At 75.2% G+C, this 24097-nt stretch carries 26 protein-coding genes and 2 pseudogenes; 18 read left to right on the top strand and 10 right to left on the bottom strand.

The window, feature by feature from the left end; genetic code table 11:
• The first annotated feature begins 69 nt into the window (after positions 1-69).
• The 6 genes from ACIQ8B_RS19330 (at position 70) to ACIQ8B_RS19305 (ending at position 4625) form a co-directional block, all read left to right on the top strand.
• Positions 70-825 carry a (Fe-S)-binding protein gene (locus tag ACIQ8B_RS19330; RefSeq protein WP_290003136.1) on the top strand — a complete coding sequence of 252 codons (756 nt, stop codon included), beginning with the start codon at positions 70-72 and terminating at the stop codon, positions 823-825.
• On the top strand, positions 822-2300 hold the full coding sequence (locus tag ACIQ8B_RS19325) for a LutB/LldF family L-lactate oxidation iron-sulfur protein (protein ID WP_403548209.1): 1479 nt from the start codon (positions 822-824) through the stop codon (positions 2298-2300). Before ACIQ8B_RS19330 ends, ACIQ8B_RS19325 begins: the two co-directional genes overlap by 4 nt.
• Positions 2297-2929, top strand: coding sequence for a lactate utilization protein C (locus ACIQ8B_RS19320; RefSeq protein ID WP_403548207.1), 633 nt, complete (start codon positions 2297-2299; stop codon positions 2927-2929). The genes ACIQ8B_RS19325 and ACIQ8B_RS19320 overlap by 4 nt, the downstream gene beginning before the upstream one ends.
• A 197-nt stretch (positions 2930-3126) precedes the next feature.
• Entirely contained in the window at positions 3127-3516 is a 390-nt protein-coding gene (locus tag ACIQ8B_RS19315) for a VOC family protein (protein ID WP_403548205.1), read from the top strand.
• Between the two features lie 106 nt (positions 3517-3622).
• Positions 3623-3976, top strand: coding sequence for a tetratricopeptide repeat protein (locus ACIQ8B_RS19310; RefSeq protein WP_403548203.1), 354 nt, complete (start codon positions 3623-3625; stop codon positions 3974-3976).
• Positions 3977-3980: 4 nt separating this feature from the next.
• Positions 3981-4625: a peptide deformylase gene (locus ACIQ8B_RS19305; protein WP_403548201.1), complete on the top strand. Its 645-nt coding sequence runs from the start codon at positions 3981-3983 to the stop codon at positions 4623-4625.
• 24 nt (positions 4626-4649) lie between these two features.
• On the opposite strand, the gene ACIQ8B_RS19300 is transcribed toward ACIQ8B_RS19305, so the two are convergent.
• A complete protein-coding gene (locus ACIQ8B_RS19300) occupies positions 4650-6107 on the bottom strand; it encodes a dihydrolipoyl dehydrogenase family protein (protein WP_403548200.1) in 1458 nt (485 codons plus the stop codon).
• Positions 6108-6164: 57 nt separating this feature from the next.
• On the opposite strand from ACIQ8B_RS19300, the gene trxA reads away from it, so the two are divergent.
• Positions 6165-6617 carry a thioredoxin gene (gene trxA / locus ACIQ8B_RS19295; protein WP_403548335.1) on the top strand — a complete coding sequence of 151 codons (453 nt, stop codon included), beginning with the start codon at positions 6165-6167 and terminating at the stop codon, positions 6615-6617.
• Between the two features lie 257 nt (positions 6618-6874).
• On the opposite strand, the gene ACIQ8B_RS19290 is transcribed toward trxA, so the two are convergent.
• Together ACIQ8B_RS19290 and ACIQ8B_RS19285 are read right to left on the bottom strand one after the other, a co-directional pair.
• Positions 6875-7912, bottom strand: a complete 1038-nt coding sequence (locus tag ACIQ8B_RS19290) for a LacI family DNA-binding transcriptional regulator (protein ID WP_403548198.1) — start codon at positions 7910-7912, stop codon at positions 6875-6877.
• A 94-nt stretch (positions 7913-8006) separates the two neighbouring features.
• A complete protein-coding gene (locus tag ACIQ8B_RS19285) occupies positions 8007-8660 on the bottom strand; it encodes a TetR/AcrR family transcriptional regulator (protein WP_290003116.1) in 654 nt (217 codons plus the stop codon).
• A gap of 119 nt (positions 8661-8779) precedes the next feature.
• Between ACIQ8B_RS19285 and ACIQ8B_RS19280 the strand changes: the two genes are divergently transcribed.
• Positions 8780-9346, top strand: coding sequence for an NADPH-dependent FMN reductase (locus tag ACIQ8B_RS19280; RefSeq protein ID WP_403548196.1), 567 nt, complete (start codon positions 8780-8782; stop codon positions 9344-9346).
• Between the two features lie 403 nt (positions 9347-9749).
• On the opposite strand, the pseudogene ACIQ8B_RS19275 reads toward ACIQ8B_RS19280, so the two are convergent.
• Both ACIQ8B_RS19275 and ACIQ8B_RS19270 read right to left on the bottom strand, forming a co-directional pair.
• A pseudogene (locus ACIQ8B_RS19275) lies at positions 9750-9836 on the bottom strand (XdhC family protein); the annotation flags it as partial.
• A gap of 286 nt (positions 9837-10122) precedes the next feature.
• The gene (locus tag ACIQ8B_RS19270; RefSeq protein ID WP_403548194.1) at positions 10123-11028 is read right to left on the bottom strand and encodes a LysR family transcriptional regulator; all 906 of its coding nucleotides are present in this window, start codon (positions 11026-11028) and stop codon (positions 10123-10125) included.
• Between the two features lie 134 nt (positions 11029-11162).
• Here ACIQ8B_RS19270 and ACIQ8B_RS19265 point away from each other — a divergent pair, with 134 nt between their 5' ends.
• Both ACIQ8B_RS19265 and ACIQ8B_RS19260 read left to right on the top strand, forming a co-directional pair.
• Positions 11163-11402 (top strand): hypothetical protein, encoded by a 240-nt coding sequence (locus tag ACIQ8B_RS19265; protein ID WP_290003111.1) that lies wholly within the window; start codon positions 11163-11165, stop codon positions 11400-11402.
• A 125-nt stretch (positions 11403-11527) separates the two neighbouring features.
• Positions 11528-12718 carry a CaiB/BaiF CoA transferase family protein gene (locus ACIQ8B_RS19260; RefSeq protein WP_403548192.1) on the top strand — a complete coding sequence of 397 codons (1191 nt, stop codon included), beginning with the start codon at positions 11528-11530 and terminating at the stop codon, positions 12716-12718.
• Positions 12719-12891: 173 nt separating this feature from the next.
• Here the strand turns inward: ACIQ8B_RS19260 and ACIQ8B_RS19255 are convergent, their stop codons facing one another.
• On the bottom strand, positions 12892-13542 hold the full coding sequence (locus ACIQ8B_RS19255) for a phosphoribosyltransferase (RefSeq protein WP_403548190.1): 651 nt from the start codon (positions 13540-13542) through the stop codon (positions 12892-12894).
• Positions 13543-13664: 122 nt separating this feature from the next.
• On the opposite strand from ACIQ8B_RS19255, the gene ACIQ8B_RS19250 reads away from it, so the two are divergent.
• On the top strand, positions 13665-14120 hold the full coding sequence (locus ACIQ8B_RS19250; RefSeq protein WP_106411148.1) for an archease: 456 nt from the start codon (positions 13665-13667) through the stop codon (positions 14118-14120).
• Positions 14121-14354: 234 nt separating this feature from the next.
• Positions 14355-15590: an MFS transporter gene (locus ACIQ8B_RS19245; protein WP_403548188.1), complete on the top strand. Its 1236-nt coding sequence runs from the start codon at positions 14355-14357 to the stop codon at positions 15588-15590.
• 176 nt (positions 15591-15766) lie between these two features.
• On the opposite strand, the gene ACIQ8B_RS19240 is transcribed toward ACIQ8B_RS19245, so the two are convergent.
• From ACIQ8B_RS19240 to ACIQ8B_RS19230, 3 genes are all read right to left on the bottom strand, one after another.
• Positions 15767-16162 (bottom strand): hypothetical protein, encoded by a 396-nt coding sequence (locus tag ACIQ8B_RS19240; RefSeq protein WP_403548186.1) that lies wholly within the window; start codon positions 16160-16162, stop codon positions 15767-15769.
• A gap of 191 nt (positions 16163-16353) precedes the next feature.
• A complete protein-coding gene (locus ACIQ8B_RS19235; protein ID WP_290003102.1) occupies positions 16354-17139 on the bottom strand; it encodes an aminoglycoside adenylyltransferase domain-containing protein in 786 nt (261 codons plus the stop codon).
• Positions 17140-17179: 40 nt separating this feature from the next.
• Complete coding sequence (locus ACIQ8B_RS19230) at positions 17180-17716, bottom strand: isochorismatase family cysteine hydrolase (RefSeq protein WP_290003099.1); 537 nt, start codon at positions 17714-17716, stop codon at positions 17180-17182.
• A gap of 101 nt (positions 17717-17817) precedes the next feature.
• Here ACIQ8B_RS19230 and ACIQ8B_RS19225 point away from each other — a divergent pair.
• Positions 17818-18054 (top strand): annotated as a pseudogene (locus tag ACIQ8B_RS19225) (pyridoxamine 5'-phosphate oxidase family protein); the annotation flags it as partial.
• A 94-nt stretch (positions 18055-18148) separates the two neighbouring features.
• The gene (locus ACIQ8B_RS19220) at positions 18149-18595 is read left to right on the top strand and encodes a type II toxin-antitoxin system PemK/MazF family toxin (RefSeq protein WP_365421146.1); all 447 of its coding nucleotides are present in this window, start codon (positions 18149-18151) and stop codon (positions 18593-18595) included.
• On the opposite strand, the gene ACIQ8B_RS19215 is transcribed toward ACIQ8B_RS19220, so the two are convergent.
• Complete coding sequence (locus ACIQ8B_RS19215) at positions 18570-19430, bottom strand: TIGR02452 family protein (protein ID WP_403548183.1); 861 nt, start codon at positions 19428-19430, stop codon at positions 18570-18572. The genes ACIQ8B_RS19220 and ACIQ8B_RS19215 overlap by 26 nt on opposite strands.
• A gap of 297 nt (positions 19431-19727) precedes the next feature.
• Here ACIQ8B_RS19215 and egtA point away from each other — a divergent pair, with 297 nt between their 5' ends.
• The 4 genes from egtA to egtD are packed head-to-tail and all read left to right on the top strand — an operon-like array spanning position 19728 to position 24095.
• A complete protein-coding gene (egtA, locus tag ACIQ8B_RS19210) occupies positions 19728-21065 on the top strand; it encodes an ergothioneine biosynthesis glutamate--cysteine ligase EgtA (RefSeq protein WP_403548181.1) in 1338 nt (445 codons plus the stop codon).
• Entirely contained in the window at positions 21062-22381 is a 1320-nt protein-coding gene (egtB, locus tag ACIQ8B_RS19205) for an ergothioneine biosynthesis protein EgtB (RefSeq protein WP_403548179.1), read from the top strand. Before egtA ends, egtB begins: the two co-directional genes overlap by 4 nt.
• Positions 22381-23136, top strand: a complete 756-nt coding sequence (gene egtC / locus ACIQ8B_RS19200; RefSeq protein ID WP_106411157.1) for an ergothioneine biosynthesis protein EgtC — start codon at positions 22381-22383, stop codon at positions 23134-23136. The genes egtB and egtC overlap by 1 nt, the downstream gene beginning before the upstream one ends.
• Entirely contained in the window at positions 23133-24095 is a 963-nt protein-coding gene (gene egtD / locus ACIQ8B_RS19195; protein WP_403548176.1) for an L-histidine N(alpha)-methyltransferase, read from the top strand. Before egtC ends, egtD begins: the two co-directional genes overlap by 4 nt.
• Positions 24096-24097 lie beyond the last annotated feature (2 nt).

Raw genomic sequence — 24097 nt, 5'->3', positions numbered from 1 at the left:
TCTCCCCGAGGCGCCCGGACCCGCACTACCCTGCCCATCACCCGATGATCGACCGGACGAGGAGCCGCGATGCGTGTCGCACTGTTCCTGACCTGCGTCAACGACACGCTGTACCCGGACACCGGCCGTGCCGTGGTGAAGCTGCTCACCCGGCTGGGCGTCGACGTCGACTTCCCCGTGGCGCAGACCTGTTGCGGACAGGCGCACTACAACACCGGGTACCGGCACGAGGCAGAGCCGATGGCCCGTCACTTCGCCGGCGTCTTCCGCGACCACGACGCGATCGTGACGCCGTCCGGGTCGTGCGGGGCGATGGTGCGGGAGCTGTACCCGCGGATGGGTGAGCGGGCCCGGTCGGAAGGGCGCGGGGACGGTCTCGCGACGGTGCTGGCGCCGGTGGTGCCGAAGACGTACGAGCTCACCGAGTTCCTGGTGGACGTGCTGGGGGTGACCGACGTCGGGGCGTACTACCCGCACCGGGTGACGTACCACCCGACCTGTCACGGGCTGCGCTCGCTCGGGCTCGGCGAGCGGCCGCTGCGGCTGCTGCGCGCGGTGAGGGGGCTGGAGCTGGTGGAGCTGCCGGGCGCGGACGAGTGCTGCGGGTTCGGCGGCACGTTCGCGCTGAAGAACGCCGACGTGTCGGCGGCGATGGGCACGGACAAGGTGCGCAACGCCGAGTCGACGGGCGCGGAGGTGCTGTGCGCGGCGGACAACTCCTGTCTGATGCACATCGGCGGCACGATGACGCGGCTGCGGACCGGCATGCGGCCGGTGCACATCGCGGAGATCCTGGCGAGCACGGAGGAGGACCCGGCCGTATGAGCGGAACGTTCGTCGGCATGCCCGCTTTCCCCGCGGCGGCCCGGGAGGCCGTGCGGGACACCACCCTGCGGGGCAATCTGCGGCACGCCACGCACACCATCCGCGCCAAGCGGGCGCGGGCGGTCGCGGAGCTGGAGGACTGGGAACGGCTGAGGCAGGCCGGGAGGCGGATCAAGGACCGCACGCTGCGCCGTCTCGACCGCTATCTGGTGCAGCTGGAGGAGTCGGTGACGGCGGCGGGCGGCACCGTCCACTGGGCCGCCGACGCCGACGAGGCGAACCGGATCGTCGCGGAGCTGGTGAAGGCGACCGGTGAGACGGAGGTCGTCAAGGTCAAGTCGATGGCCACCCAGGAGATCGCCCTCAACGAGGCGCTCGAGGCGCAGGGCATCCGCGCCTACGAGACCGATCTCGCCGAGCTGATCGTGCAGTTGGGCGAGGACCGGCCGTCGCACATCCTGGTCCCGGCGATCCACCGCAACCGCGGGGAGATCCGGGAGATCTTCACCCGGGAGATGGGCGAGTGGGGCCGCCCCGCGCCCGAAGGGCTGACGGACACGCCCGCCGACCTGGCCGAGGCGGCGCGGCTGCACCTGCGGGAGAAGTTCCTGCGCGCCAAGGTCGGCATCTCCGGCGCCAACTTCATGGTCGCCGAGACCGGCACGCTGGTCGTGGTGGAGTCCGAGGGCAACGGACGGATGTGCCTGACCCTGCCGGAGACGCTGATCTCGGTGGTGGGCATCGAGAAGATCGTGCCGACCTGGCAGGACCTCGAGGTGTTCCTGCAGACCCTCCCCCGCTCCTCCACGGCCGAGCGGATGAACCCGTACACCTCGATGTGGACCGGGACCACGGACGGGGACGGGCCGCGCGCCTTCCATCTGGTGCTGCTGGACAACGGCCGCACCGACACGCTCGCCGACGAGGTGGGACGGCAGGCGCTGCGCTGCATCCGCTGCTCCGCCTGTCTGAACGTCTGTCCGGTGTACGAGCGGGCCGGCGGCCACGCGTACGGGTCGGTGTATCCCGGCCCGATCGGCGCCGTCCTCAGCCCGCAGCTGCGGGGTACGGGCAGCGAGATCGACGCGTCCCTGCCGTTCGCGTCGTCGCTGTGCGGGGCCTGCTACGAGGTGTGCCCGGTCGCCATCGACATCCCCGAGGTGCTGGTGCGTCTGCGGGAGCGGGTGGTGGAGGGCGGCGGGGCCGTCCGCGAGGGCAACAAGGTGCTGCTGCGGCCGGCGAAGGGCCACGCCGCCGAGCGGGCCGCGATGCGCGCGGCCCGCTGGGCGCTCACCCGGCCCGGCGTGCTGCGCACCGGACAGCGGCTCGCCTCGCGCACCCGACGGCTGCATCCGCGCACCCTGCCGGGGCCCGGCCGGGCGTGGAGCGGGACCCGGGACCTGCCGCCGGTGCCGGCGGAGCCGTTCCGGGACTGGTGGCAGCGGACGCGCGGCGGAAGGGGGGATGCCTCGTGAACAGCAGGGAGCGGATCCTGGGGCGGGTGCGCCGGGCGCTGGCGGACGTACCGCCGGGTGAGGACGCGACGGTCGAGCGGGACTACCTGCGCGAGCACGGGGAGCGGACCGTCGAGGAGACGGTGGATCTGCTGGCGGAGAACCTGGCGGACTACCGGGCGGTCGTGCACCGTACGGACGCCGGGGAACTGCCGTACCTGATCATGCGGTTGCTCGCCCAGCGCGGACCGCGGTACGTGCTCGTGCCGCCGGGGCTGCCACCGGAGTGGATGTCGGCGGCCGGCCCCACGCGCGTGCACGACCGCGCGGTCAGCACTCCGCGGGAGCTGGACGAGGTGGAGAGCGTGGTGACGGGCTGCGCCGTGGCCGTCGCCGAGACCGGCACCCTCGTGCTCGACGGCTCCCCCGACCAGGGCCGGCGCCGCATCAGCCTGATCCCCGACCACCACATCTGCGTGGTGCGCGTCCCGGACCAGGTGGTGGCGTCCGTCCCGCAGGCCCTCGAACGCCTGGACCCGACCCGCCCGTTGACGTGGATCTCCGGCCCCTCCGCGACCAGCGACATCGAGCTGGACCGGGTCGAGGGCGTGCACGGGCCGCGCACCCTGGAGGTCGTGCTGGTCCGGTGAACGGCCCGCCGGGAGACGGAGGCGGCCCACGCCGTCACAAGGGCACGCGACACGTGCCCACGTCCGGACCGGTGAGCGGCGGGTCGCGCGCGGACCCGGCACCGGCGTCCTCCACGAGGACGCGCGACCGCCGCACGACGTCGTCCGCGGGCCGCGCCGGGACCGTCCCGCACGCCGGATCGCGAGAGGATCGGGGCATGACCGATTCCTCAGCTCAGATCAACGCCCTCATCGTCGACGCGACGGACCCCGAGCGTCTCGCCGCGTTCTGGTCGGACGTGCTCGGCAGGCCGGTCGTGGGGCGCACGGGCCCGTACGTCTGGCTGCGCCGGGAGAACGGCCTCGGGCTGGGCTTCCAGCGCACCGACGCGCCCGCGTCCGGCAAGAACCGGATGCACTTCGACATCGCCGCCCCCGATCCGGCCGCCGAGCAGCGCCGGATCGAAGGGCTCGGCGGACGGCGGCTGGAGGGGTACGACGACGGCGGGTTCCTGGTGATGGCCGACCCCGAGGGGAACGAGTTCTGCGTCATCCCCGCGGGGCCCTTCGAACTCGACGACGAGGGGCGCGCGCACTACCTCGGCTGACCGCGGCCGACGGGCGGCCCCGGCGACGTCGCCGGGGCCGGCCTCCGCGGGGCGGAGGGAATACCGGGGCGGCCGGTCCGGTTGCCGGGCGCGAAGGAGGTGCCAGGTGGACACGACGTACTACGACCACGGAACGCCCGCCGAGCGCTGGGAGCGCGCGGGGATGTTCTTCGACGCCAAGGACTACACCGCCGCCGCGCGGGTCCTGAGCAGCCTGGTCGAAGAGGTGCCGGAGCAGACCGGTCCGCGTCTGCTGCTCGCCCGCGCCTACTACCACTCGGCTCAACTGCGCCGTGCGGAGACCGAGTTGCGGATCATCGTGGAACGGGACCCGGTGGAGCACTACGCCCGCCTGATGCTCGGCCGCACCCTGCAGCGGCAGGGGCGGGACGCCGAGGCGCAGCCGCATCTGCGGCTCGCGGCCGCGCTGGGGCACGAGCCGACGGGCATGCGATCCTGACGTGATGGACACTCCGAGCGATCGCGTGCCGTTGGCCGAGAGGGTCGAGCGGCTTCTCGCCGAGGAGGGGCCGTTGCCCCTCGTCGCCGCCGGGCATCCGGTGCTGCGGCGCCGCACCGAGCCGTACGACGGACAGCTGGACCCGGTGCTGCTGGCGCGGTTCGTGCAGGCGCTGCGGATCACCATGCGCACGGCGCCCGGTGTCGGGCTGGCCGCGCCGCAGGTGGGGGTGGGGCTGCGGATCGCGGTGATCGAGGACCCGGCGCCGGTGCCCGAGGAGGTGCGGGTCGCGCGCGGGCGGGAGCCGCAGCCGTTCCGGGTGCTGGTGAACCCGCGGTACGAGCCGGTCGGCGCGGAGCGGGCCGCGTTCTTCGAGGGGTGTCTGAGCGTGCCGGGCTACCAGGCGGTGGTGGCGCGGCACGCGTCGGTGCGACTGACCGGGCAGGACGAGGACGGGCGGGCGCTGGACGAGGTGTTCACCGGCTGGCCCGCCCGGATCGTGCAGCACGAGACCGACCACCTGGACGGCACGCTGTACCTGGACCGGGCCGAGCTGCGCTCGCTGTCCTCCAACGAGGCGGCGGCCCGGTACTGGGCGCAGCCGACGGCCGGGGAGGCGGCGCGGGCGCTGGGCTTCGACCTGCCGTGAGCCCGCCCCTGTCGGAGGTGCCGGTCAGGCGTCCCGGTAGGACTCCAGCAGCCGCAGCCACACCTCGCTGACGGTGGGGTACGACGGGACGGCGTGCCACAGCCGGCCGACCGGGACGCGGCCGGCCACCACGACGGTCGCCGCGTGGATCAGCTCGCCGACGCCGGGACCGACGAGGGTGACACCGCGCACGATCTCGTCCTCGAGGTCGACGACCATGCGCGCCCGGCCCCGGTAGTCGTCGCCGTACAGGCTCGCGCCCGCCACCGAGGACAGGTCGACGTCCACGGCCCGCACCCGGTGGCCGGCCTGCTCGGCCTCGGCGAGGGTGAGGCCGACGGAGGCCGCCTCGGGATCGGTGAAGACGACCTGCGGGACGGCCGCGTGGTCGGCGGTGGCGGTGTGCGCGCCCCAGTCCTCGTTCCGCACCGGCTCCCCGGCGGCCCGGGTGACGATGGCGGCGCCCGCGATGCGCGCCTGGTACTTGCCCTGGTGGGTGAGCAGGGCTCGGTGGTTGACGTCGCCGACGGCGTACAGCCAGTCGTGGCCGGTCACCCGGAGGGTGTCGTCCACCTCCAGCCAGGAGCCGGGCTCCAGGCCGATCGTCTCCAGGCCGAGGTCGTCGGTGCGGGGGGCGCGGCCGGTGGCGAAGAGGATCTCGTCGGCCTCGATCCGGTCGCCGGTGTCGGTGAGGACGACGACGGTGCCGTTCTCCCTGGTCACGGACTTCACGGAGGTGGCGGTGCGGATGTCGGCGCCGGCCTCGGTGAGGGCCTCGGCGACCAGCTCGCCGGCGAACGGCTCCATGCGGCCGAGCAGGCGTTCGCCGCGCACCAGGACGGTGACGCGCGAGCCGAGCGCTCGCCAGGCGCAGGCCATCTCGGTGGCGACGACCCCGCCGCCGACCACGACCAGCCGGTCCGGCGCGGAGCGGGCGCCGGTGGCCTCGCGGCTGGTCCAGGGGCGGACCTCGTCGAGTCCGGGCAGATCGGGCAGCCGGGCGCGGCTGCCGGTGCAGACGGCGACGGCGTGGCGGGCGGTGAGGACGCGGCGGCCGCCGTCGGGGCCGGTGACGGTGACGGTGCGCGGGCCGCTGAGGCGTCCCTGGCCGCGGTACAGGTCGGCGCCGGTGCCCTCCAGCCACTGGACCTGACCGTCGTCCTTCCAGCCGGAGGTGAAGGAGTCGCGCCGGGCGAGCACGGCGGCGGTGTCCAGGGGGCCCTGGACGGACGCGCTCAGGCCGGGCAGGCGGCGGGCGTCGGCCTGGGCGAGGACCGGGCGCAGCAGGGCCTTGCTGGGCATGCAGGCCCAGTAGGAGCACTCGCCGCCGACCAGTTCGCTCTCCACCACGGCGGTGGAGAGCCCGGCGGCGCGGGTGCGGTCCGCGACGTTCTCGCCGACCGGTCCGGCACCGATCACCACGACGTCGTAGGCGGTCGCTTCCGTGTGCGTCTCCGTGTGCGTCGTTCGCGTTTCCGTCATGACGTCAGTCTGGTGGGTGGTGTGCCCGACGGCCACACGGGTAGGGGCGCGGAATACGTGACCGGTCGGCCGTGTTGTGCCGACACCCGAGCCGACAGCAGGAAGAGGGACCAGACCATGAGCGCCACCGTCGAACTCACCAAGGAGAACTTCGACCAGACGGTCACCGACAACGAGTTCGTGCTGATCGACTTCTGGGCGGAGTGGTGCGGGCCCTGCAGGCAGTTCGCGCCGGTGTACGAGAAGGCGGCCGAGAACAACCCGGACCTGGTGTTCGGCAAGGTGGACACCGAGACGCAGCCCGAGCTGGCCGCCGCCTTCGGCATCCAGTCGATCCCGACGCTGATGATCGTCCGCGACCAGGTCGCCGTGTTCGCCCAGCCGGGCGCCCTGCCGGAGGCCGCGCTGACGGACGTCATCGGCCAGGCCCGCAAGCTGGACATGGACCAGGTGCGGCAGCAGATCGCCGAGCAGCAGGCGCAGCAGCAGGGCGACGGTCAGGGCGCCTGAGCCGCCGGAGCCTCGGAGCCGGGCCTGCGCCCGGACGCGCGGCGTGCGGGGCGGCGGGCCGGGGGTTCGCGCCACCCGGCGCCGGCGGGGCGCCGTCGCGCCCGCCCGTGCCGCCGCGGCGGCATGAGCGCCCGCGGCCTGCGGCGGTCGACGCGCGCCCGCAGCGACGCCATCCGCACGCACCGCATCGAGCGCTCCCGGTCGTGCGCCTCCCCGGGCACGCCCCCGGTGAGCCGGACCCTGCCGGGCGTCGAGGGTCAGCTGGACTCCCGCCGCACCACCGACGCCCCCAGCACCTTGTGCGCCTCCGGCGCGGCAGCCGGGTCGCGGACGGCTCGGTCGACCAGGTCGGCCAGTTCCTGACCGGACGGTAACTCGAGGTGCACGGTGCTGAGCCGAGGACGCAGCAGCCGCCCCAGCGTCAGGTTGTCCGCGCCGACCACGGCGGTCTCCTCGGGGATGCGGATCCCCTCGTCCTGCAGCGCCCTCATCAGCAGCATCGCGTACTCGTCGTTGTACGTGAACACCGCGTCGAGGCCGAGGTCCCGCCAGCGGGCGGCGAGCCGGGCGGCGGCCTCCTCGTCGTACGCGAGCGGCAGCTCGGTCACCGTGGCGTCCGTGCCGTGCACCGCGGCCCGCACCCCCGCCAGGCGGGGCGCGGAGAACGTGTCCAGGCCCGGCTCCCCCGGCACGACCACGCCGATCCGTCGGCGCCCCCGGTCGAACAGGTGGGCGCCCGCGCTGTGCCCGACCACGTCGTGGTCCATGAGCAGGGCGTACGCGCCCTGCACGGTCTCGGGGCCGAGCGTGACGACGGCCCGCGCCCCGGAGCGCTTGAGCACCTCCACGCCGCGCGGCCCGAGCCCGGAGCCGGGCACCAGCACCGCCACCGGGCGCAGCTCGGCCCAGGCACGGGCGGCCTCGTCGTCGTGCACGCCGACGGTGCCGTACTGGACGACCGTGTAGTCGAGCAGGCTCAGCGCGGCGTGCAGATCGTTGATGAACTTGCTGTACAGCGGGCCCACGGGGAACGCGGGCGCGGGCATCAGGACCATGCGGCTGTGCCCGGCGCGCAGGCTGCGGGCGGCCGCGTGCGGGACGTACCCGAGCTCGCGCGCGGCCTCGCGGACGCGGCGGCGGGTGGGTTCGCTGATCCGTACGGCCCGGGCGTTGTTCAGCACGTAGGAGACGGTCGCGCGCGAGACGCCGGCCAGGCGGGCCACATCGGCGCTCGTGGGCACGGAGCGCGTCGGTGCGGGGGGCGCGGGGGCGGGCGGGTTCGGTATCTGCACCATGACGTACGGCATCTTCGCAGAAGCCGTAACGCGGCCTTGAATCGGGGGAGTTGGGAGGGACGGGCCGGGGTGCGGGCGGGGGCGTCCGGGGAGGTCAGGCGGTGGTGCCCGTGATGCGGTCGACCAGGTCGGTCCAGGCGTCCTCCAGGCGCTGCCGGGACATGCCGCACTGGTGCGTCAGGTGGTGGACCAGGGCGGGCTCGAGCTGGGCCAGCAGCGTGTGGGCGAGCAGGTCGCAGTCGGCGTCCGGGACCGCCTGGCGCAACAGCAGGGAGACGTGGTGGTGCCGCACCCGGTAGGGCGGGACGGTGAAGCGGCGGCCCGCGTCCGGCTCGGCCGCGAGCTGGAGCTCCAGGTCCTCCACGGTGCGGTGCAGGGCGGCACGGCCGAAGGCGCGCAGCCGCTCGGCCGGGGGCGCGCCCGGACCCAGCGGCGGGGGGCCGCTGAGGAAGGCGGCCTGGAGCTTCTTCTCGCTGTGGTCGAGGAGGGCCATCAGCAGGCCGGTGCGGTCGCCGAAGCGGCGGAAGACCGTGCCCTTGCCCACGCCGGCCGCCGCGGCGACCTCCTCCATGGTGACGGCGTCGGCCCCGCGCGCGGCGACGAGTCCGGCGGCCGCCTCCAGCAGGCGGGCCCGGTTGCGGGCGGCGTCGGCGCGCAGGCAGGGCTCGTCGCCGCCGGGACCGAGCTGCAGCAGCTGCGGCTCGACGGGCTCCGGGGGCGTCGGGGCGGACGGGGGCGCGGCGGACATGAAGCCAGGGTAAAGCATCGGGAATGAAACTGGACCGCAGTCCGGTTGGGGTGCTACAACTGCAAATCGGACCCCGGTCCGCATCGTGTCGCAGGTCATAGTCCCCCTTGGAGTTCCTCATGTCTGTTCGCATCCTCGCCCTCGTCGGCAGCCTCCGCGCCGGTTCGCACAACCGTCAGCTGGCCGAGGCCGCCGTCAAGCTCGCCCCCGCGGGCGTCGAGATCGCACTCCACGAGGGGCTGGCGGAGATCCCGTTCTACAACGAGGACATCGACGTCGAGGGCGGCGTGCCGGCCACCGCCGCCCGGCTGCGCGAGGCCGCCGCGGGCGCGGACGCGCTGCTGCTCTTCACCCCGGAGTACAACGGCACGATCCCGGCCGTGCTGAAGAACGCCATCGACTGGCTGTCCCGGCCGTTCGGCGCCGGCGCCATCGGCGGAAAGCCGGTCGTCGTGGTCGGCACCGCCTTCGGCCAGTACGGCGGCGTCTGGGCGCAGGACGAGGCCCGCAAGGCCGTGGGCATCGCCGGCGGCAAGGTCGTCGAGGACATCAAGCTGTCCATCCCCGGCTCCGTGACCCGTTTCGCCGAGACCCACCCGGCCGACGACAGCGAGGTCGCCGAGCAGCTGGCGGAGGTCCTGAACCGCCTGCACGCCCTGGTCGACGGCGAGCGGACCGCGGCCTGACGCACGCGTCCTGGGAGGGGCCGGAAGCATCCGCTTCCGGCCCCTCCCAGCGCTCGGGGGCGCCGTCGGCGGGACCGGCGGAACCAGTCCCGCCGCCCTTCACGCCGGCAGCCGGCCGCCCGGGACGCCCCTCGCGGCCGGTCCGCGAGGCCGCCCCGGCCACCGGACACCACGGGGCGCTCACGCAGGCCGGAGGTCTCCCCGGATCCCGCGTCACCGGACGGACGGACCCCGGCCGTCCCCCGCTCGCACCGCCGCCGTGGCAGGCCGCCCGGCGTGGTGGACCGGCGTCGGCGTCGTGGCCGACCGCGGAGGCGTCCTCGTCGCCGTGACCGAGACGCCCGGTCCTGCTCATCCCGCCCGCGGGGGCCTCGACGCACAGGTCGTGCACCGCGCCCTCGACACAGCCGCCGGGCACCGAACCGGTCACCGTGCCGTCCCGGTCGGCGGCGAGGGCGGCGCCCGGACCGCGGGGCGCGCTGCCGCCCACGGGGACGACCGTGGCCACGGCGAACTCCCGGCCCCCGGCCGGCGGCGCCGCAGGTCGCCGGCGAGGTCGAGCATGCCGGCCGGGCCGCCGGGGCCGTGGTCCTCGATCCGGACGGCCTCGACGTCCGGCGTCGGCGTGGGGGGCGACGTGGCAGCCGGCCGGGTCGGCGCCGTGGAGGGCGCCCGGGGCCGGGTGGCGCTGTGCTGGACGTGCGGTCTGCGGGACGGTGTGACGTGCGCGGTCGTGCGGGCGCCGCGGTGGCGCGGGGCCGGGCGGGCGCGGCGGGTCAGGCGACCGCCGCCGGGGCCAGTTCGCGCAGTCCGTGGAGGGCCGCCGCGACGGCCGGGCGGGCGTGGCCGCCGGTGCGGGTGGCGGTGAGGAGTCTGCGGTGGGGGCCGCCCGTGCAGCGGACGCGGGTGATCGGGAGGTGCGGGGTGACGTGGGCCAGGCGTGGGATCAGGGCCACGCCGAGGCCGTGGGCCACGAGATGCGCCGTCGCGTTCCAGTCGCCGGCGTGGTGGACGACCTCCGGGGCGAAGCCGGCCGCGCCGCACGCGGCCATGACCTGGAGCCGGCACGGGCTCTCCGGCACCGGGGCGATCCACGGCTCGCGCGCCGCCTCGGCCAGGCCGATCCGGTCCCGTCCGGCCAGCGCGTGCCCGTCCGGCACCACCAGGTCGAACGGGTCGTCCAGCAGCGGCTGCTGGTCGAACCGCGTGTCGCTCATCGGCGGGTTGTGCGGGGTGGACTCCACCACGGCCAGGTCGGCGGTGCCCTCGAAGAGCAGGTCGAAGATGCCCGGTACCGCCGCCTCCGTGATCCGTACCGACAGCCTCGGGTGGCGCTCGCCGAGCCGGGCCGCCAACGGCGCGAGCAGCACCGAGACGGCCACCGGGAAGCCGGTCACCCGCAGCACCCCGGCCGGGTCGCCGTGGTCGGCGCGCAGATCCAGCTCGGCCTGGTCCCAGCGGGCCTGGATGGCGTCGGCGTGCGCCAGCAGGCTCTCGGCGGCCGGGGTGAGGCGTACCCCGCGGCCCTGGGGTTCCAGCAGGTCGACGCCGAGGTCGCGGGCGAGCTGGCGGATCTGCTGGGAGGCGGCCGAGGGCGTGAAGTGCAGGGCGCGGGCGGCCGCGGTGACCGTGCCGTAGTGGGCGACCGCTCGGAGGACGTGGAGCCGGCGCAGGTCAATCATGAAGCCGAGGCTTCACAGTGGCGTACACAAAGTCAACCTGGACGTGAACATAACCGACGGCGCACCCTTGACGTGTCACGACCGACGACAGGCACACGAGTCACATGAGGCACGTGAGGATCCGAGGAGTCGCCATGACCAGCACGACCGGCACCACGGGCACGACCGGCACCGCCTGCCCCTACTGCGGGTGGCCGGACCGGGCGGAGCCGTTCCGGGTCGTCTCGCGGCACGCCACCGCGGCGGGCAGCACCGTGTGGACGCGCTGCGGCTGCGGCTCGCTGCAGGTCCGCGCGGTGGACGCGCGGGGCATGCGCGTCGTGTCCCGCAGCCGGCCCGCCGACGTCCCGGGGGTCCGGACCGACGGCAGGTGACCAGCGGGTGAGCGAGTGAGCGGACCGGCTTGACAGGCGGTCCGCCCCGGCCGTACTCATCGCGTAGTGATCGCGTACCGGCCGAGGGCGGCCGGCGACCGGGGACCCGGGTGCGGGCAGGAGGCGTGGACGTGCGGAGACTCCCCTTGTCCGGGGTGACGGTGGTGACCGTGGAGCAGGCCGTGGCCGCGCCCTACGCCACCCGGCAGCTGGCCGATCTCGGCGCCCGGGTGATCAAGGTGGAGCGGCCGGGCGAGGGCGACTTCGCCCGTCGCTACGACACCGCCGTGCACGGCACGTCCAGCTACTTCGTGTGGATCAACCGCTCGAAGGAGTCCCTCACCCTCGACCTGAAGGATCCGCGCGGACTGGACATCCTGCACGAACTGCTCGCGGACGCCGATGTGTTCGTGCAGAACCTCGCGCCGGGCGCGGCCGGCCGGCTCGGACTGGGCGCCGAGGACCTGACCCGCCGTCATCCGCGGCTGATCCCCTGCACGATCTCCGGCTGGGGCACCACCGGCCCGTGGGCCGGCCGCAAGGCGTACGACCTGCTGGTGCAGTGCCAGACGGGTCTGGTGTCGCTCACCGGCACCCCGGAGGAGACCGCCCGCACGGGCATCTCCGTCGCCGACATCGCCGCCGGGATGTACGCCTACAGCGGTGTGCTCACCGCCCTCTACACCCGCGCCACCACCGGCGAGGCGCACCCCGTGGAGGTGTCCCTGTTCGAGGCGCTGGCGGAGTGGATGGGGCAGCCCGCCTACTACACCCGGTACGGCGGTGCCCAGCCGCCGCGGCTGGGCACCCAGCACGCGACGATCGCCCCGTACGGCACGTACCGGGCCGCGGACGGCCGCGAGGTGCTGTTCTCCATCCAGAACGAACGCGAGTGGGCCGCGCTGTGCCGGGAGTTCCTCGCCCGGCCGGAGCTGACCGACGACCCGCGGTTCGCGACGGGTCCGGACCGCGTGGCGCACCGGGAGGAACTGAACGCGATCGTGGCGGACCGCTGTGCCCGCGACGACGCGGCGGACCTGCTCACGAGCCTGGAGGGCATCGGCATCGCCTGCGCCGGGGTCAACGACGTCGCGGCGTTCCTCGACCACCCGGTGCTCGCCGCGCGCGGCCGGTGGCGTGAGATCGGGGTACCGGGCGGCACCGCGGAGGCGCTCCTCCCGCCGGCGGACCTCGCCGGCATCCCGGCGCGCATGGATCCGGTCCCGGCGGTGGGCGAACACACGGAAACGATCCTGCGCGGCCTGGGCCGCACCCCTGAGGACATCGCGGCTCTGCGGGGGGACGGGGTGATCTGACCCGGTCGGGCGGCGCCCGGGTGGTACGCCGGACAGCGGGGTCCAGCGAGACACCGCCGGGAAGCCGCACGCCCGCCGGCGTGCGCCCGTGGCCGTGGTCGCGCCGCGGGGAGACCCCCTCGCGGCCACGTGCCGGTGAGCTGGGCGGCGGAGCACCGCCAGGGCGCCTCGCGCTACGCCTGCTTCCGCCCGCGCAGCGCCCCCAGCACCTCCTCGTCCGTCAGCTGGTCGAACTCGTCGTACCACTGGCCGACGGCCATGAAGGCGGCCGGTGCGTGGAGGCAGATCAGGTCGTCGGTCTCGGGGCGGAGGGACGCGACGCCCGCCGGGGAGGCGACCGGGACGGCCAGGACGAGGCGGCCCGGGGCGCGGGCGCGGAGGGCGCGCAGGGCCGCGCGGGCGGTGGAGCCGGTGGCCAGACCGTCGTCGATGACGATCACCGTACGGCCGCGCGGGTCGGGCGCGGGCCTGCCCTGCCGGTAGAGCCGTTCGCGTCGCCGCAGTTCGGCGCGTTCCCGTTCGACGACGGGTGCGAGGTCGGCGTGGGTCAGGCCCAGGCCGCGCAGGGCCTCGTCGTCGTACACGGGGACGCCGTCGCCGGCCATGGCGCCGACGCCGTACTCCTCGTGCCCGGGGACGCCCACCTTGCGGACCACGAGGACGTCGAGAGGCGTGCCGAGCGCCTCGGCGACCTCGGCGGCGACGGCGACACCGCCGCGGGGCAGCGCCAGCACGAGGGGATCGGGCAGGGCGCCCGCGTCCCGCTCCTGACGCAGCCGCGCGGCCAGTTCGCGTCCGGCCTGCCGGCGATCACGGAACCGCATGACGGTCGGCCTCCCTCCGTACGGCCAGGACAGGTCCCCGGTCGGCGTCCGCGTACCCCTCCCCCGGTGCGCGATGCACCGCCACGGGGCATGGGGCCCGTGCGCTCGGGCAGTCGTGGTGCATGGTCGGTGACACGGGTGACCCGGGGCAGGCGCCAGGACCGGACCGCAGCGGGCACCGCTCGGTGGCGCAGGAGGACGAGGTACGGATCGAGGCCTGGGCGGCGAGCCGCGAGCACTGCCTGGCGGAGGCCGTGGTGGCGATGGTGGAGTGCTTCGCCGACGTCTCCGGCGTGAGACCGACCGGCGTGGGCCGCATCCGCCTGGAGGAGGCCAGCGACGACGACCTGCTGGCCGCGCTGCTCGACGAGGTCCTGTACCGCCTGGAGGTCCATGGTCACGTTCCCGTGGACGTGGAGGCGGACGAGGCCGAGGGCGGCCTGGACGTACGGCTGGCGGTCGCGGGCCTGGCGGACGTGCGGGTCACCGGGGAGGTGCCGACGGACGTCGGCTGGGAGGACCTGCGGCTGCGGCCGGGACCGTACGGCTGGTCGTGCGCGGTGACCATCGACGGCTGAGACCGGTACGCAGCCGAAGCGGCACGCTCAGTGGGCCGGCGTGGCGCGGCTGATGGCCGCTCGACGGCGTGGCCGGTGGTGCCGTCGGGGCGCACGCCCTCCCCGTGAGGGCCCGCGCAGCTCTCCGCGTGCCGTGGGAACCGCCTCGGTTTGCCCGGCCCGCCCCCCGCTCGCTTGGATGGGCCGGTCCCCCCGGCGGCCGCCGGGGGCCGGGTCGGCGGGGTGGGGGCCGGGGTGGACGGGCGGCGGTCGCCGGGGTGGCGGTTCGGGTGGCTGTGGGCGGCGTACGGGGTCAGCGCCTTCGGCACGCGGTTCGCGTTCGACGCGTTCGCGTTGGTCGCCCTGCTGGTGCTGGACGCCGGCCCGGCGGAGGTGTCGCTGCTGGCGGCGGTGGGCCCCGCGGTCGGCGCGGTGCTCGCGGTGCCGCTCGGGCCGTGGGTGGAGCACCGCCGCAAACGCCCGGTGATGATCGCGACGGACGTGGTCCGGTGCGCGGTGCTGCTCAGCGTGCCCGTCGCGTACGCCGTCGACGCGCTCACCGTGGGACAGCTCCTGGTGGTGTCGGTGACGGTGGCGGCGGCCGACATCACCTTCCAGGCGGCGGTCGGCGCGTACGTGAAGGACGTCGTGCCGAAGGAGGAGCTGCTGCGGGCGAACGGGCGGCTGGAGTCGACGGCCTGGACCGCGACCATGCTGGGCCCGCCGCTCGGCGGGGCGGCGATCGGTTGGTTCGGCCCGGTGACGACGGTGCTCGCCGACGCCGTGAGCTACCTGCTGTCGGCCGGTGCGCTGGGCGCGGCGGGCGGCGGCGACCGGCGGCCCGAGCGGCCGGACGCGCGGCCCCGGCTGCGGGCCGGCGACCTGCTGGACGGGTGGCGGCACATCCTGCGCAGCCGGGAACTGCGTCCGCTGTTCCTCAACACGGTGCTGGTCAACGGGCTGATCATGGCATCGTCGCCGCTGCTGGTCGTGCTGATGGTGGGCCCCCTGGGTTTCGCTCCCTGGCAGTACGGTCTGGCCTTCGCGGTGCCGTGTCTGGGCGGGCTGGTCGGCGCGCGGCTGTCGCGGCGGCTGGTGGCGCGGTTCGGGCCGCGGCGGGTGCTGCGCGTCACGGGGACGCTGCGGGCGTGCTGGCCGCTCGGGCTGGCGTTCGTCGGGCCGGGCACGGCCGGTCTGGTCCTGGTCATGGTGATCGAGTTCGGGCTGATCACGAGCATCGGCGTGTTCAACCCGGTGTTCGCGACGCGCCGACTGGAGCGGACCCCGGCGGACCGCGTCGTCCGCACGCTGTCGGCATGGTCGGCGACCGGCAAGGCGTCGATCGCCCCGCTGACCGCGCTCTGGGGCCTGCTGGCGAGCCTCACCGGCCCCCGCACCGCCATCGCCCTCGCGGGCGTCCTGCTCCTGGCCACCCCGCTGCTGCTCCCCCGTCACGCCGACGAGGCACATCAGGGCCCCTCGGCCCCCTGACAGTCGTCAGGGGCACCCGTGTCCCCCGTCCGACGCACCGGTACGCCACCCGGTCCGCCGCGGCCGCCCCGGCCTCCGGCGGGCTCACCTGACGTCTGGATGCACGAGGGAGGGGGCGGGCCGGTGTTCCGGCCCGTCCCCTCCCTCCCTCATGCGCGCTTCGGGGCCGGAACGGCTCAGTACCAGCCCGTGTTCACCAGCGGATGCCCGTCACACGCGAGGACGGCGCGCGAGACACGCCCGTCGAGGTTGTTCCCGATCCTCGTGCAGGCGTGGGTGAGGCCGGGGTCCACGGTCTCGGAGACCCAGCCGTCGGCCCGGCCCGCACCGCTGTTGGAACGCTCCAGCACCGCCGCGCAGTTGGTGCGCGCGTTCTCGATGCGCGCGAAGGACCCGCACGCGTCGGAGGAGAAGTACTTCAGCCTCATGCCCTCGAAGGACCGGGTGGCTCCGACCTGGCGGAAGGTGCCCGCACAGCCGGGGACCGTGGGGTACTGCCCCTCCCTGGCGAAGGCCCCGTAGTTGCCGCCCGAGTGCGGCGCGGCGTGGACGGACGTGGGCAGGAGGGCCATCACTGCGGCTGCGCCCCCGCGGCCGGCAGAATCCTGAGCGATCGGCGGCTCATGATGCCTCTTCTCTGTGTGCCGAACGGCGTTCACGGCCGGCGCCCTCGGTGGGGGCCGCAGGCCCGGTGCCGTGACCGTACGGGTCGTCAGGACCGCCGCGGCACCTGACAGTTGCCGGGGTCGGATGACGGCGTCGCTCACCCGTCGGCGTTCGCGGCCGCCTCCTCGACGCGTGCGGTCACCCAGGCCAGGAACGCCCGCACGTCGGCGGCGGGCAGGGTGGCCGCCTCCGCGCGGGGGCGTTCGAAGCTGGTCAGCGCCTCGGTGATCAGGGGCCGGAAGGCGGGTTCGGCCGCGGCGACGATCTCCCCCGCCCTGCGTTTGGCGAACCAGCGGCCGGTACGGCAGTGGACGGTGGCGCGGCAGCCGTTGAGCACCCGGTTGTCGGACAGGTGTCCCTCTCCGCCGGCGTGTTCCCGCACGGAGGCGCGGAGCGCGGCGAGCACCGTGGGCCGCTCCGGTGCCGCGATCACGTCCCGCGCCGACGCGCCGTACAGCGGGAGTCCCGCCTGGTGGGCGACGGAGCGGTCGATCACGTACCAGAAGGCCGCTGCGCCGGCGGAGTCGTCATCGGCCCGTTCGGGCAGGAAGGGCCCGGTGTTGAGGTCCAGCAGGTATCCCGCCTCACCCGACGGGCGGGCGGCGAAGTCGGCCGGGTAGACGACCAGTTCCAGGCCGGCGGCCGGGCAGGGCAGCGCGGGGTGGGCCAGCGTCCCGGCCAGCGAGGCGAGGTCCGCGCGCGGCAGCGCGGGGTCCACCACGACCGTCACGTCGACGTCGCTGCGCCCGTGGCGGTAGTCGCCGAGGGCGAGCGAGCCGACGGCGAGGACGCTCACCAGGCTGTCCCCGCAGACGGCGGAGGTACGGCGGACCAGCTCCTCCAGATAGGCGCGCAGTTCCGGCGGCGGGGAGGGACGGCTCATGCCCTCAGTGTCCCCCAGGAGGCGCGACCGGTCCGGGTTCTCACGCCCACAGCTCGTCGCTGTCGCACACCGTCGCGCCCATGTTGCGCTCCATCATCCGCAGGGCCGCGTCCGCCAGGTCGGCGTGGATGTGCGCGACGGCGTCCCGGGGGACGGTCACCTGGAAGTGCCGGATGTGCGCGTCGAGCGAGGAGTACAGCACGCACTGCTCGGTCACCTGGCCGCACAGCACGAGCCGGTCGATGTCCTGCTGGGAGAGCAGGTAGCCGAGCGGGGTCTCGAAGAAGATCGAGTGCCGGGCCTTGACCACGAAGAGCGAGGACTCGTCGGGGACCAGCGGCTCGACCAGGCGCGCGTGCGGTCCCGCCAGCGCCTTGTCGAGCAGCTCGCCGTGGTGGGAGCGCCACCCGCCGAAGTTGTCGTTGACGTAGATCACCGGCGCGTCCTGCCGCCGCGCCCGCTCCAGCAGGCCGGAGATCACAGGGACCACCGTCTCGGCGGACGGGAGCAGCTGGTCGGCGTCCGGGTGGTCGTAGGTGTTGATCATGTCGATGACGATCAGTGCGGTCTTGCCCATGCCTTCAGGGTTCCACCGGGGCGCGCAATCAGGCATCCCCGGCGCATCCGGGATCGGAACGCCCTCAGGCCCGCGCTCTCCGTGTCCGGCCGGGCTTCCGGGTGCTCGACCGGCAGGAGTGCCCGCGCCTGCCGGGCAAGGCGCCGGCCGGTCGCGTCGTGCGCACCCGGCAGGCGCTGCCGGCGGACTTCGTCCTGGACACGGACGCGTCCGTGGTGCTGTGCACCTCCGCGGACTCCTACCTGGTGCGGGCCGTCGACGGTGTGGTGGTGGCGGTCGAGGCGGACGACTTCCACGTCGGGAGCCGGTCCGGCTGGAGCGTGGTGGTGACCGGGCGGGACCCGACAGGGACCGGGGACTGACCGCAGGCGTCCGGTGGACGGTCAATCCCCTTGCGCGGCACCGCCGTACGGGTGACGTACGGTACCGCCTGTGACCGCCTACACCCCTGAGAACACCCCGGGCCGTTACGGCCCGTACGCCACGCTCGAGACCGAGCCGCGCTCCGTCGGCCGGGTGCGCACCGAGTACTCGCCGGCGTACGACGGCGACCCGGACCCCGGGGAGGTCGTCTGGACCTGGGTGCCGTTCGAGGAGAACGACGGCCGGGGCAAGGACCGGCCGGTGCTGGTCGTCGCCCGCGAGGCGGCCGGGACGTTCCTCGCCGTGCAGCTGTCGAGCAAGCGGCGCACCGGCGACCGGGAGTGGGTGCCGATCGGCAGCGGGCCGTGGGACCGGTCGGGGCGTGAGTCCTGGGTGGACGTCGACCGGGTGCTGCGGCTGCACGAGCAGGGCATGCGCCGGGAGGCGTGCGCGCTGGACCGGATGCGGTTCAACCTGGTGCGGCAGCGGCTCAGGGAGCGCCACGGCTGGAGCTGACCGCCGCCGGCCCGGCCGGCAGGTCCGCGAAGGTCCGCTCGAACGCCGCGCGGACCTCGCCGTCGCGGGTGCGGTCCAGGACGGCGAACACCACGTGCCCGAAGGCGCCGTGGAAGCGTCCGCCGGGGCCCAGGGACGCACGGAACGCCTCCGCCACCTGTGCCGGGTCGTTGCGGAACACCCCGCAGCCCCACGCGCCGAGCACCAGGCGCCGGTAACCGTGGGCGGCCGCCGTCTCCAGGACACGGCCCGCGCGGCGGGCCAGCACGCCGGGCAGCTCCCCCAGCCGCTCGGGCGCCGTGGAGCGGATCACGCCCGCGTTGGGCGCCGGCGAGGTGAGGAAACCGACCGTGAAGGGGGCGTCCAGCAGGCCGCCCCGGTCGTCGCGGAACACCGGCACGGCCGGCGCGTGGATCACCCGGTCGGTGTAGAACGGGTCCCGGTGGGCGCGGTGGTGCTCGTAGAAGCCGGGCGCCCGCAGCAGGCACGTGTACAGCGCCGAGGCGCGGCACAGGGCCTCCTCCTGGGCCTGCGCGCCGTTGAGGTAGCCGCCGCCCGGGTTGCGCGCCGAGGCGAAACCGAGCACGGCCACGGGATCCGCGCCGGTGAGGCGACGGGCGGCGCCCGTACTGCTCTCGCCGGTCACCTCGAACCGGGTCCGCACCGGGCTGGACCGCGGCACCGCGACCGGTTCCGGTCCGTGCAGGGTGGTGCCCTGCCGCGCGGCCTCGACGGCGGGCCCGATCCGCACCTCGCGGCCGTCCGGCGCGCGGTAGGCGCCCTCCGCCACGATCTGTTCCGTCTCCCGGGCGATGCCCCGCAGGCGCGCGCTCACGGCGCCACCCCCGTAGCCGCCGTGACCGCGCCCCGCGCGTCCTCCCTCGTCGTGCTCACGCGAGCATCCTGAGTGATGCTGGTCACGCGGCGCAACGCGGTTTCCGCCGCCCCGGACGGTCCGGGACCGGTGGCGGAAGGCCCCGGTGGCGGGCGGGACGCGGAGGTGACCGCCCCCTCACGCCCCGCCGGGCGCCCTTGTGCCGGGCGGCCCGAGGGTTTTGGGTGGACGCGTTGGTGCCGGCCGGGCTCCGGGCTCCGGGCCGGCGACATGGTGGTGTCTCAGGAGGATTCCCGCATGTCAGATCCGTCGAGCGGCTGGGCGCCGTCCCGCACGGCCGTCACCGAAGCCGAGGCGGAGGCCCTGATACGGGGCATCTGCTTCAAGACCGGACCGCCCCGCCGCCTCGGTGTGGAAGTCGAATGGCTGGTCCACGAGCTGCGCGACCCGCGGCTCCCCGTCTCCCGTGAACGACTCGAAGCGGCCTACGCCGCACTGCGCGCGGTGCCCCTGCGTTCGGCGCTCACCGTCGAACCCGGCGGCCAGCTCGAGCTCAGCTCGCCGCCCGCCGCCTCCCTCACCGAGTGCCTGACCACCGTCTCCGCCGACCTGGACGCCGTCCGCGCGGTCCTCGGCCGGGACGGCCTCGCCCTGGCCGGCATGGGCCACGACCCCTGGCGGACCCCCCGCCGCTATCTCCGCCGGCCGCGTTACGACGCGATGGAGGCCGCCCTCGACCGCACCGGCGCGGCCGGCCGGTACATGATGTGCACCTCCGCCTCGGTGCAGGTGTGCGTGGACGCCGGCCACGAGGAGCCCGGCCCGCTCGGCCACGTACGCCGCTGGTGGCTGGCCCATCTGCTGGGCGCCGTCCTGGTGGCGGTCTTCGCGAACTCCCCCGTCTCCGCCGGCCGGCCCACCGGCTGGCGGTCCACCCGGCAGCTGCGCTGGGCGCAGATCGGCGCCGGACGGGCCGGCGCCCCCGCGCTGGACGCCGACCCGCGCGGCGCCTGGGCCCGGCATGTGCTGGACGCGCCCGTGATGTGCGTACGCCGGGCCGACGACGGGCCGTGGGAGGTGCCGGAGGACCTGTCGTTCCGGCACTGGACGCGCCGCCGGTCGCCGCGCGCGCCCACGCACGACGACCTGGACTACCACGTCACCACCCTGTTCCCGCCGGTCAGGCCGCGTGGCCATCTGGAGCTGCGGATGATGGACGCGCAGCCCGGCGACGACGGCTGGACGGTGCCGCTGGCCGTGACGGCGGCGCTGTTCGACGACCCGGGGGCCGCCGAGACCGCCTACCGGACGGTGAAGCCCCTGGCCGAGCGGACGCGGGGCGTGCCCGCGCCGCAGAACCCGCTGTGGCGGGACGCGGCCCGCGACGGTCTGGCCGACCCGGAGCTGCGGGAGGCGGCGGCCGTCTGCTTCGCGGAGGCGCTCGACGCGCTGCCCCGGCTCGGGGCCGCGACCGCCCTGGTCGACCGGGTCGCGGCGTTCCGGGACCGCTACGTCGCCCGGGGCCGCTGCCCCGCCGACGACCTGCTCGACGCGTGGCGCGCGGAGCACGACGGGCGTACCGCGTCCGGCGCGTCCCTCACCCCCCGCCCGCACGGGAAGGACGTCGTCCCATGACCGACCCCGCCCTCGACGCCGAGACCCTGCGCGAGCGCGCGGTCGCCTCCCTGGTTGTCGCGCGGGACCGCACCACGCTGCTGACCAGCTGTGTGGAGGACCCCGACCTGACCGCGCAGCACTCGCCGCTGATGTCGCCGCTGGTGTGGGATCTGGCACACGTCGGCAACCAGGAGGAGCAGTGGCTGCTGCGCGCGGTGGCCGGCCAGGAGGCGATCCGCCCGGAGATCGACAGCCTCTACGACGCCTTCGAGCACCCGCGCGCCGAACGCCCGGGCCTCCCCCTGCTGTCGCCCGAGGAGGCCCGCCGGTACGCGGCCGACGTGCGCGGACGGGTGCTGGACGTGCTGGAGCGCACGGCGTTCGGCGGGAACCGGCTGACCGAGGCCGGGTTCGTCTTCGGGATGGTCGCCCAGCACGAGCAGCAGCACGGCGAGACCATGCTGATCACGCACCAGCTCCGGAAGGGCCCGGCCGCCCTCACCGCGCCCGGCCCGGAGCCGGTCACGCCGTACGCCGGGCCGGCCGAGGTCCTGGTGCCGGGCGGCCCGTTCACCATGGGCGCCTCGGCCGAGCCGTGGGCGCTGGACAACGAACGGCCCGCGCACCGCCGCGAGGTGGCGCCGTTCCGGATCGACGCCACGCCGGTCACCAACGGCGCGTACCAGGCGTTCGTCGAGGACGGCGGCTACGACGACCCGCGCTGGTGGACGCCCCAGGGCTGGGCGCACGTCCGCCGCGCCTCCCTCACCGCGCCGCTGTACTGGCGCCGGGAGGGCGGGGTGTGGCTGCGCCGCCGCTTCGGCGTCACCGAACCGGTCCCGCCGGACGAGCCCGTGCTGCACGTGTGCTGGTACGAGGCCGACGCGTACGCCCGCTGGGCCGGGCGCCGGCTGCCCACCGAGGCCGAGTGGGAGAAGGCCGCCCGGTACGACCCGGCGACCGGCCGTTCGAGGCGCTACCCGTGGGGCGACGCCGATCCGACGCCCGAGCACGCCAACCTCGGCCAGCGCCATCTGCGTCCGGCGCCGGCCGGCGGCTACCCGGCCGGGGCGTCGCCGCTGGGCGTGCGGCAGCTGATCGGCGACGTGTGGGAGTGGACGGCGAGCGACTTCCTGCCGTACCCCGGCTTCGAGGCGTTCCCGTACAGGGAGTACTCGCAGGTCTTCTTCGGGCCGGAACACAAGGTGCTGCGCGGCGGTTCGTTCGCCGTGGACCCGGTGGCCTGCCGCGGCACGTTCCGCAACTGGGACCTTCCGGTCCGGCGGCAGATCTTCTCCGGCTTCCGCACCGCCCGCTCGGTGGAGGGCGCCTGATGTGCCGCCACCTCGCGTACGTGGGGCCCGAGGAGCCGCTGGGCGCGCTGCTGGTGCGGCCGCCGCACGGTCTGTACCGGCAGTCGTGGGCGCCGCGCCGGCAGCGGCACGGCACGGTCAACGCGGACGGCTTCGGCGTGGGCTGGTACGCCGCCGGCGACCCGGTTCCGGCCCGGTACCGGAGGGCCGGGCCGGTGTGGGCGGACCTGTCGTTCACGGACCTGGCGCGGGTGGTGCGGACGGAGGCGCTGCTCGCGGCCGTGCGCGACGCGACACTGTCCGGCGCCGACGCGGAGGCGGCCGCGGCGCCCTTCGCGTCCGGGGCGTGGCTGTTCAGCCACAACGGCGCGGTGCCGGGCTGGCCGGGTTCGCTCGCGCCGCTGGCCGCCACGGTGCCGGCCGGGGACCTGCTGTCGCTGGAGGCGCGCACCGACTCGGCGTTCGTGTGGGCGCTGGTGCTGGCGCGGCTGCGGGCCGGCGACGCCCTGGGGCAGGCGCTGGCCGACACGGTCGCCGAGGTCGCCCGGGCGGCGCCCACGGCCCGGCTGAACCTGCTGCTCACCGACGGCGCCGCCGTCGCCGCGACCGCCTGGGGGGACACCCTGTGGTACCTCGTCCGGCCCGGCGGGGGCGCCGTCGTCGCCTCCGAGCCCTACGACGACGACCCGCACTGGCAGGAGGTGCCCGACCGCACCCTGCTCGCCGCGAGCCGCACCGAGGTGCTGCTCACCCCGCTCAAGGAGCCCTTCACGTGAGCCCGTTCCGTCTCACCCGCACCCTCCCCGAGGACGCCACCGCCGCCGCGCTGCGCGCCGACGTCCGCGCGGGACTGACCGGCAGCCCCAAGACGCTGCCGCCCAAGTGGTTCTACGACGCCCGGGGCAGCCAGCTGTTCGAGGAGATCACCGCGCTGCCCGAGTACTACCCGACGCGCGCCGAGCGGGAGATCCTGCTCGCCCGCGCCGACGAGATCGCCGCCGCGTCCGGCGCCCGCACCCTGGTGGAACTGGGCTCCGGCTCCTCGGAGAAGACGCGGCATCTGATCGCCGCCCTCACCGGGCTGCACGCGTACGTCCCGGTCGACGTCAGCGAGTCGGCGCTGACCGGGGCCGGGCGGGCGCTGGCGGCCGAACGGCCCGGCCTGGAGGTGCACGCGCTGGTCGCGGACTTCACCGCGGAGCTGACCCTGCCGGACACCCCGGGGCCGCGCCTGGTGGCGTTCCTCGGCGGCACCATCGGCAACCTGCCGCCGGCCGAGCGGGCCGCGTTCCTCGCCTCCGTCCGCGCCCTGTTCGCCCCGGGCGACGCGCTGCTGCTGGGCACGGACCTGGTGAAGGACGAGGGGACGCTGGTCCGGGCGTACGACGACGCGGCCGGGGTGACGGCCGCGTTCGACAAGAACGTGCTGAACGTCGTCAACCGGGAGCTGGGCGCCGACTTCGACCCGGACGCCTTCGACCACGTGGCGCTGTGGGACGCGGAGCACGAGTGGATCGAGATGCGGCTGCGCTCGCGCACCGCGCAGTCGGTGAAGATCCCGGCGCTCGGACTGGCCGTGGACTTCGCGGAGGGCGAGGAGCTGCGCACCGAGGTGTCGGCGAAGTTCCGGCGGGAGGGCGTGCGCGCGGAGCTGGCGGCCGCGGGGCTGGACCTGGCCCGGTGGTGGACGGACGGCGAGCGGCGGTTCGCGCTGTCGCTGAGCGTCGTCCGCTGACC

It is taken from the genome of Streptomyces sp. NPDC096105, from assembly GCF_044763335.1.
Taxonomy (GTDB): Bacteria; Actinomycetota; Actinomycetes; order Streptomycetales; family Streptomycetaceae; genus Streptomyces.
Note: the sequence above shows the minus strand (reverse complement) of the source record. Positions and strands in the feature narration are given on the sequence as shown.

Coding starts and splice junctions, on each gene's coding strand:
- egtA (WP_403548181.1), top strand. CDS start 19,728: ATGTCAGATCCGTCGAGCGGCTGGGCGCCGTCCCGCACGGCCGTCACC.
- ACIQ8B_RS19305 (WP_403548201.1), top strand. CDS start 3,981: ATGGACACTCCGAGCGATCGCGTGCCGTTGGCCGAGAGGGTCGAGCGG.
- ACIQ8B_RS19270 (WP_403548194.1), bottom strand. CDS start 11,028: ATGATTGACCTGCGCCGGCTCCACGTCCTCCGAGCGGTCGCCCACTAC.
- ACIQ8B_RS19280 (WP_403548196.1), top strand. CDS start 8,780: ATGTCTGTTCGCATCCTCGCCCTCGTCGGCAGCCTCCGCGCCGGTTCG.
- ACIQ8B_RS19235 (WP_290003102.1), bottom strand. CDS start 17,139: ATGAGCCGTCCCTCCCCGCCGCCGGAACTGCGCGCCTATCTGGAGGAG.
- ACIQ8B_RS19300 (WP_403548200.1), bottom strand. CDS start 6,107: ATGACGGAAACGCGAACGACGCACACGGAGACGCACACGGAAGCGACC.
- ACIQ8B_RS19250 (WP_106411148.1), top strand. CDS start 13,665: ATGGTCGGTGACACGGGTGACCCGGGGCAGGCGCCAGGACCGGACCGC.
- ACIQ8B_RS19255 (WP_403548190.1), bottom strand. CDS start 13,542: ATGCGGTTCCGTGATCGCCGGCAGGCCGGACGCGAACTGGCCGCGCGG.
- egtC (WP_106411157.1), top strand. CDS start 22,381: ATGTGCCGCCACCTCGCGTACGTGGGGCCCGAGGAGCCGCTGGGCGCG.
- ACIQ8B_RS19240 (WP_403548186.1), bottom strand. CDS start 16,162: ATGGCCCTCCTGCCCACGTCCGTCCACGCCGCGCCGCACTCGGGCGGC.
- ACIQ8B_RS19290 (WP_403548198.1), bottom strand. CDS start 7,912: ATGGTGCAGATACCGAACCCGCCCGCCCCCGCGCCCCCCGCACCGACG.
- ACIQ8B_RS19285 (WP_290003116.1), bottom strand. CDS start 8,660: ATGTCCGCCGCGCCCCCGTCCGCCCCGACGCCCCCGGAGCCCGTCGAG.
- ACIQ8B_RS19325 (WP_403548209.1), top strand. CDS start 822: ATGAGCGGAACGTTCGTCGGCATGCCCGCTTTCCCCGCGGCGGCCCGG.
- ACIQ8B_RS19330 (WP_290003136.1), top strand. CDS start 70: ATGCGTGTCGCACTGTTCCTGACCTGCGTCAACGACACGCTGTACCCG.
- ACIQ8B_RS19265 (WP_290003111.1), top strand. CDS start 11,163: ATGACCAGCACGACCGGCACCACGGGCACGACCGGCACCGCCTGCCCC.
- egtB (WP_403548179.1), top strand. CDS start 21,062: ATGACCGACCCCGCCCTCGACGCCGAGACCCTGCGCGAGCGCGCGGTC.
- ACIQ8B_RS19315 (WP_403548205.1), top strand. CDS start 3,127: ATGACCGATTCCTCAGCTCAGATCAACGCCCTCATCGTCGACGCGACG.
- ACIQ8B_RS19230 (WP_290003099.1), bottom strand. CDS start 17,716: ATGGGCAAGACCGCACTGATCGTCATCGACATGATCAACACCTACGAC.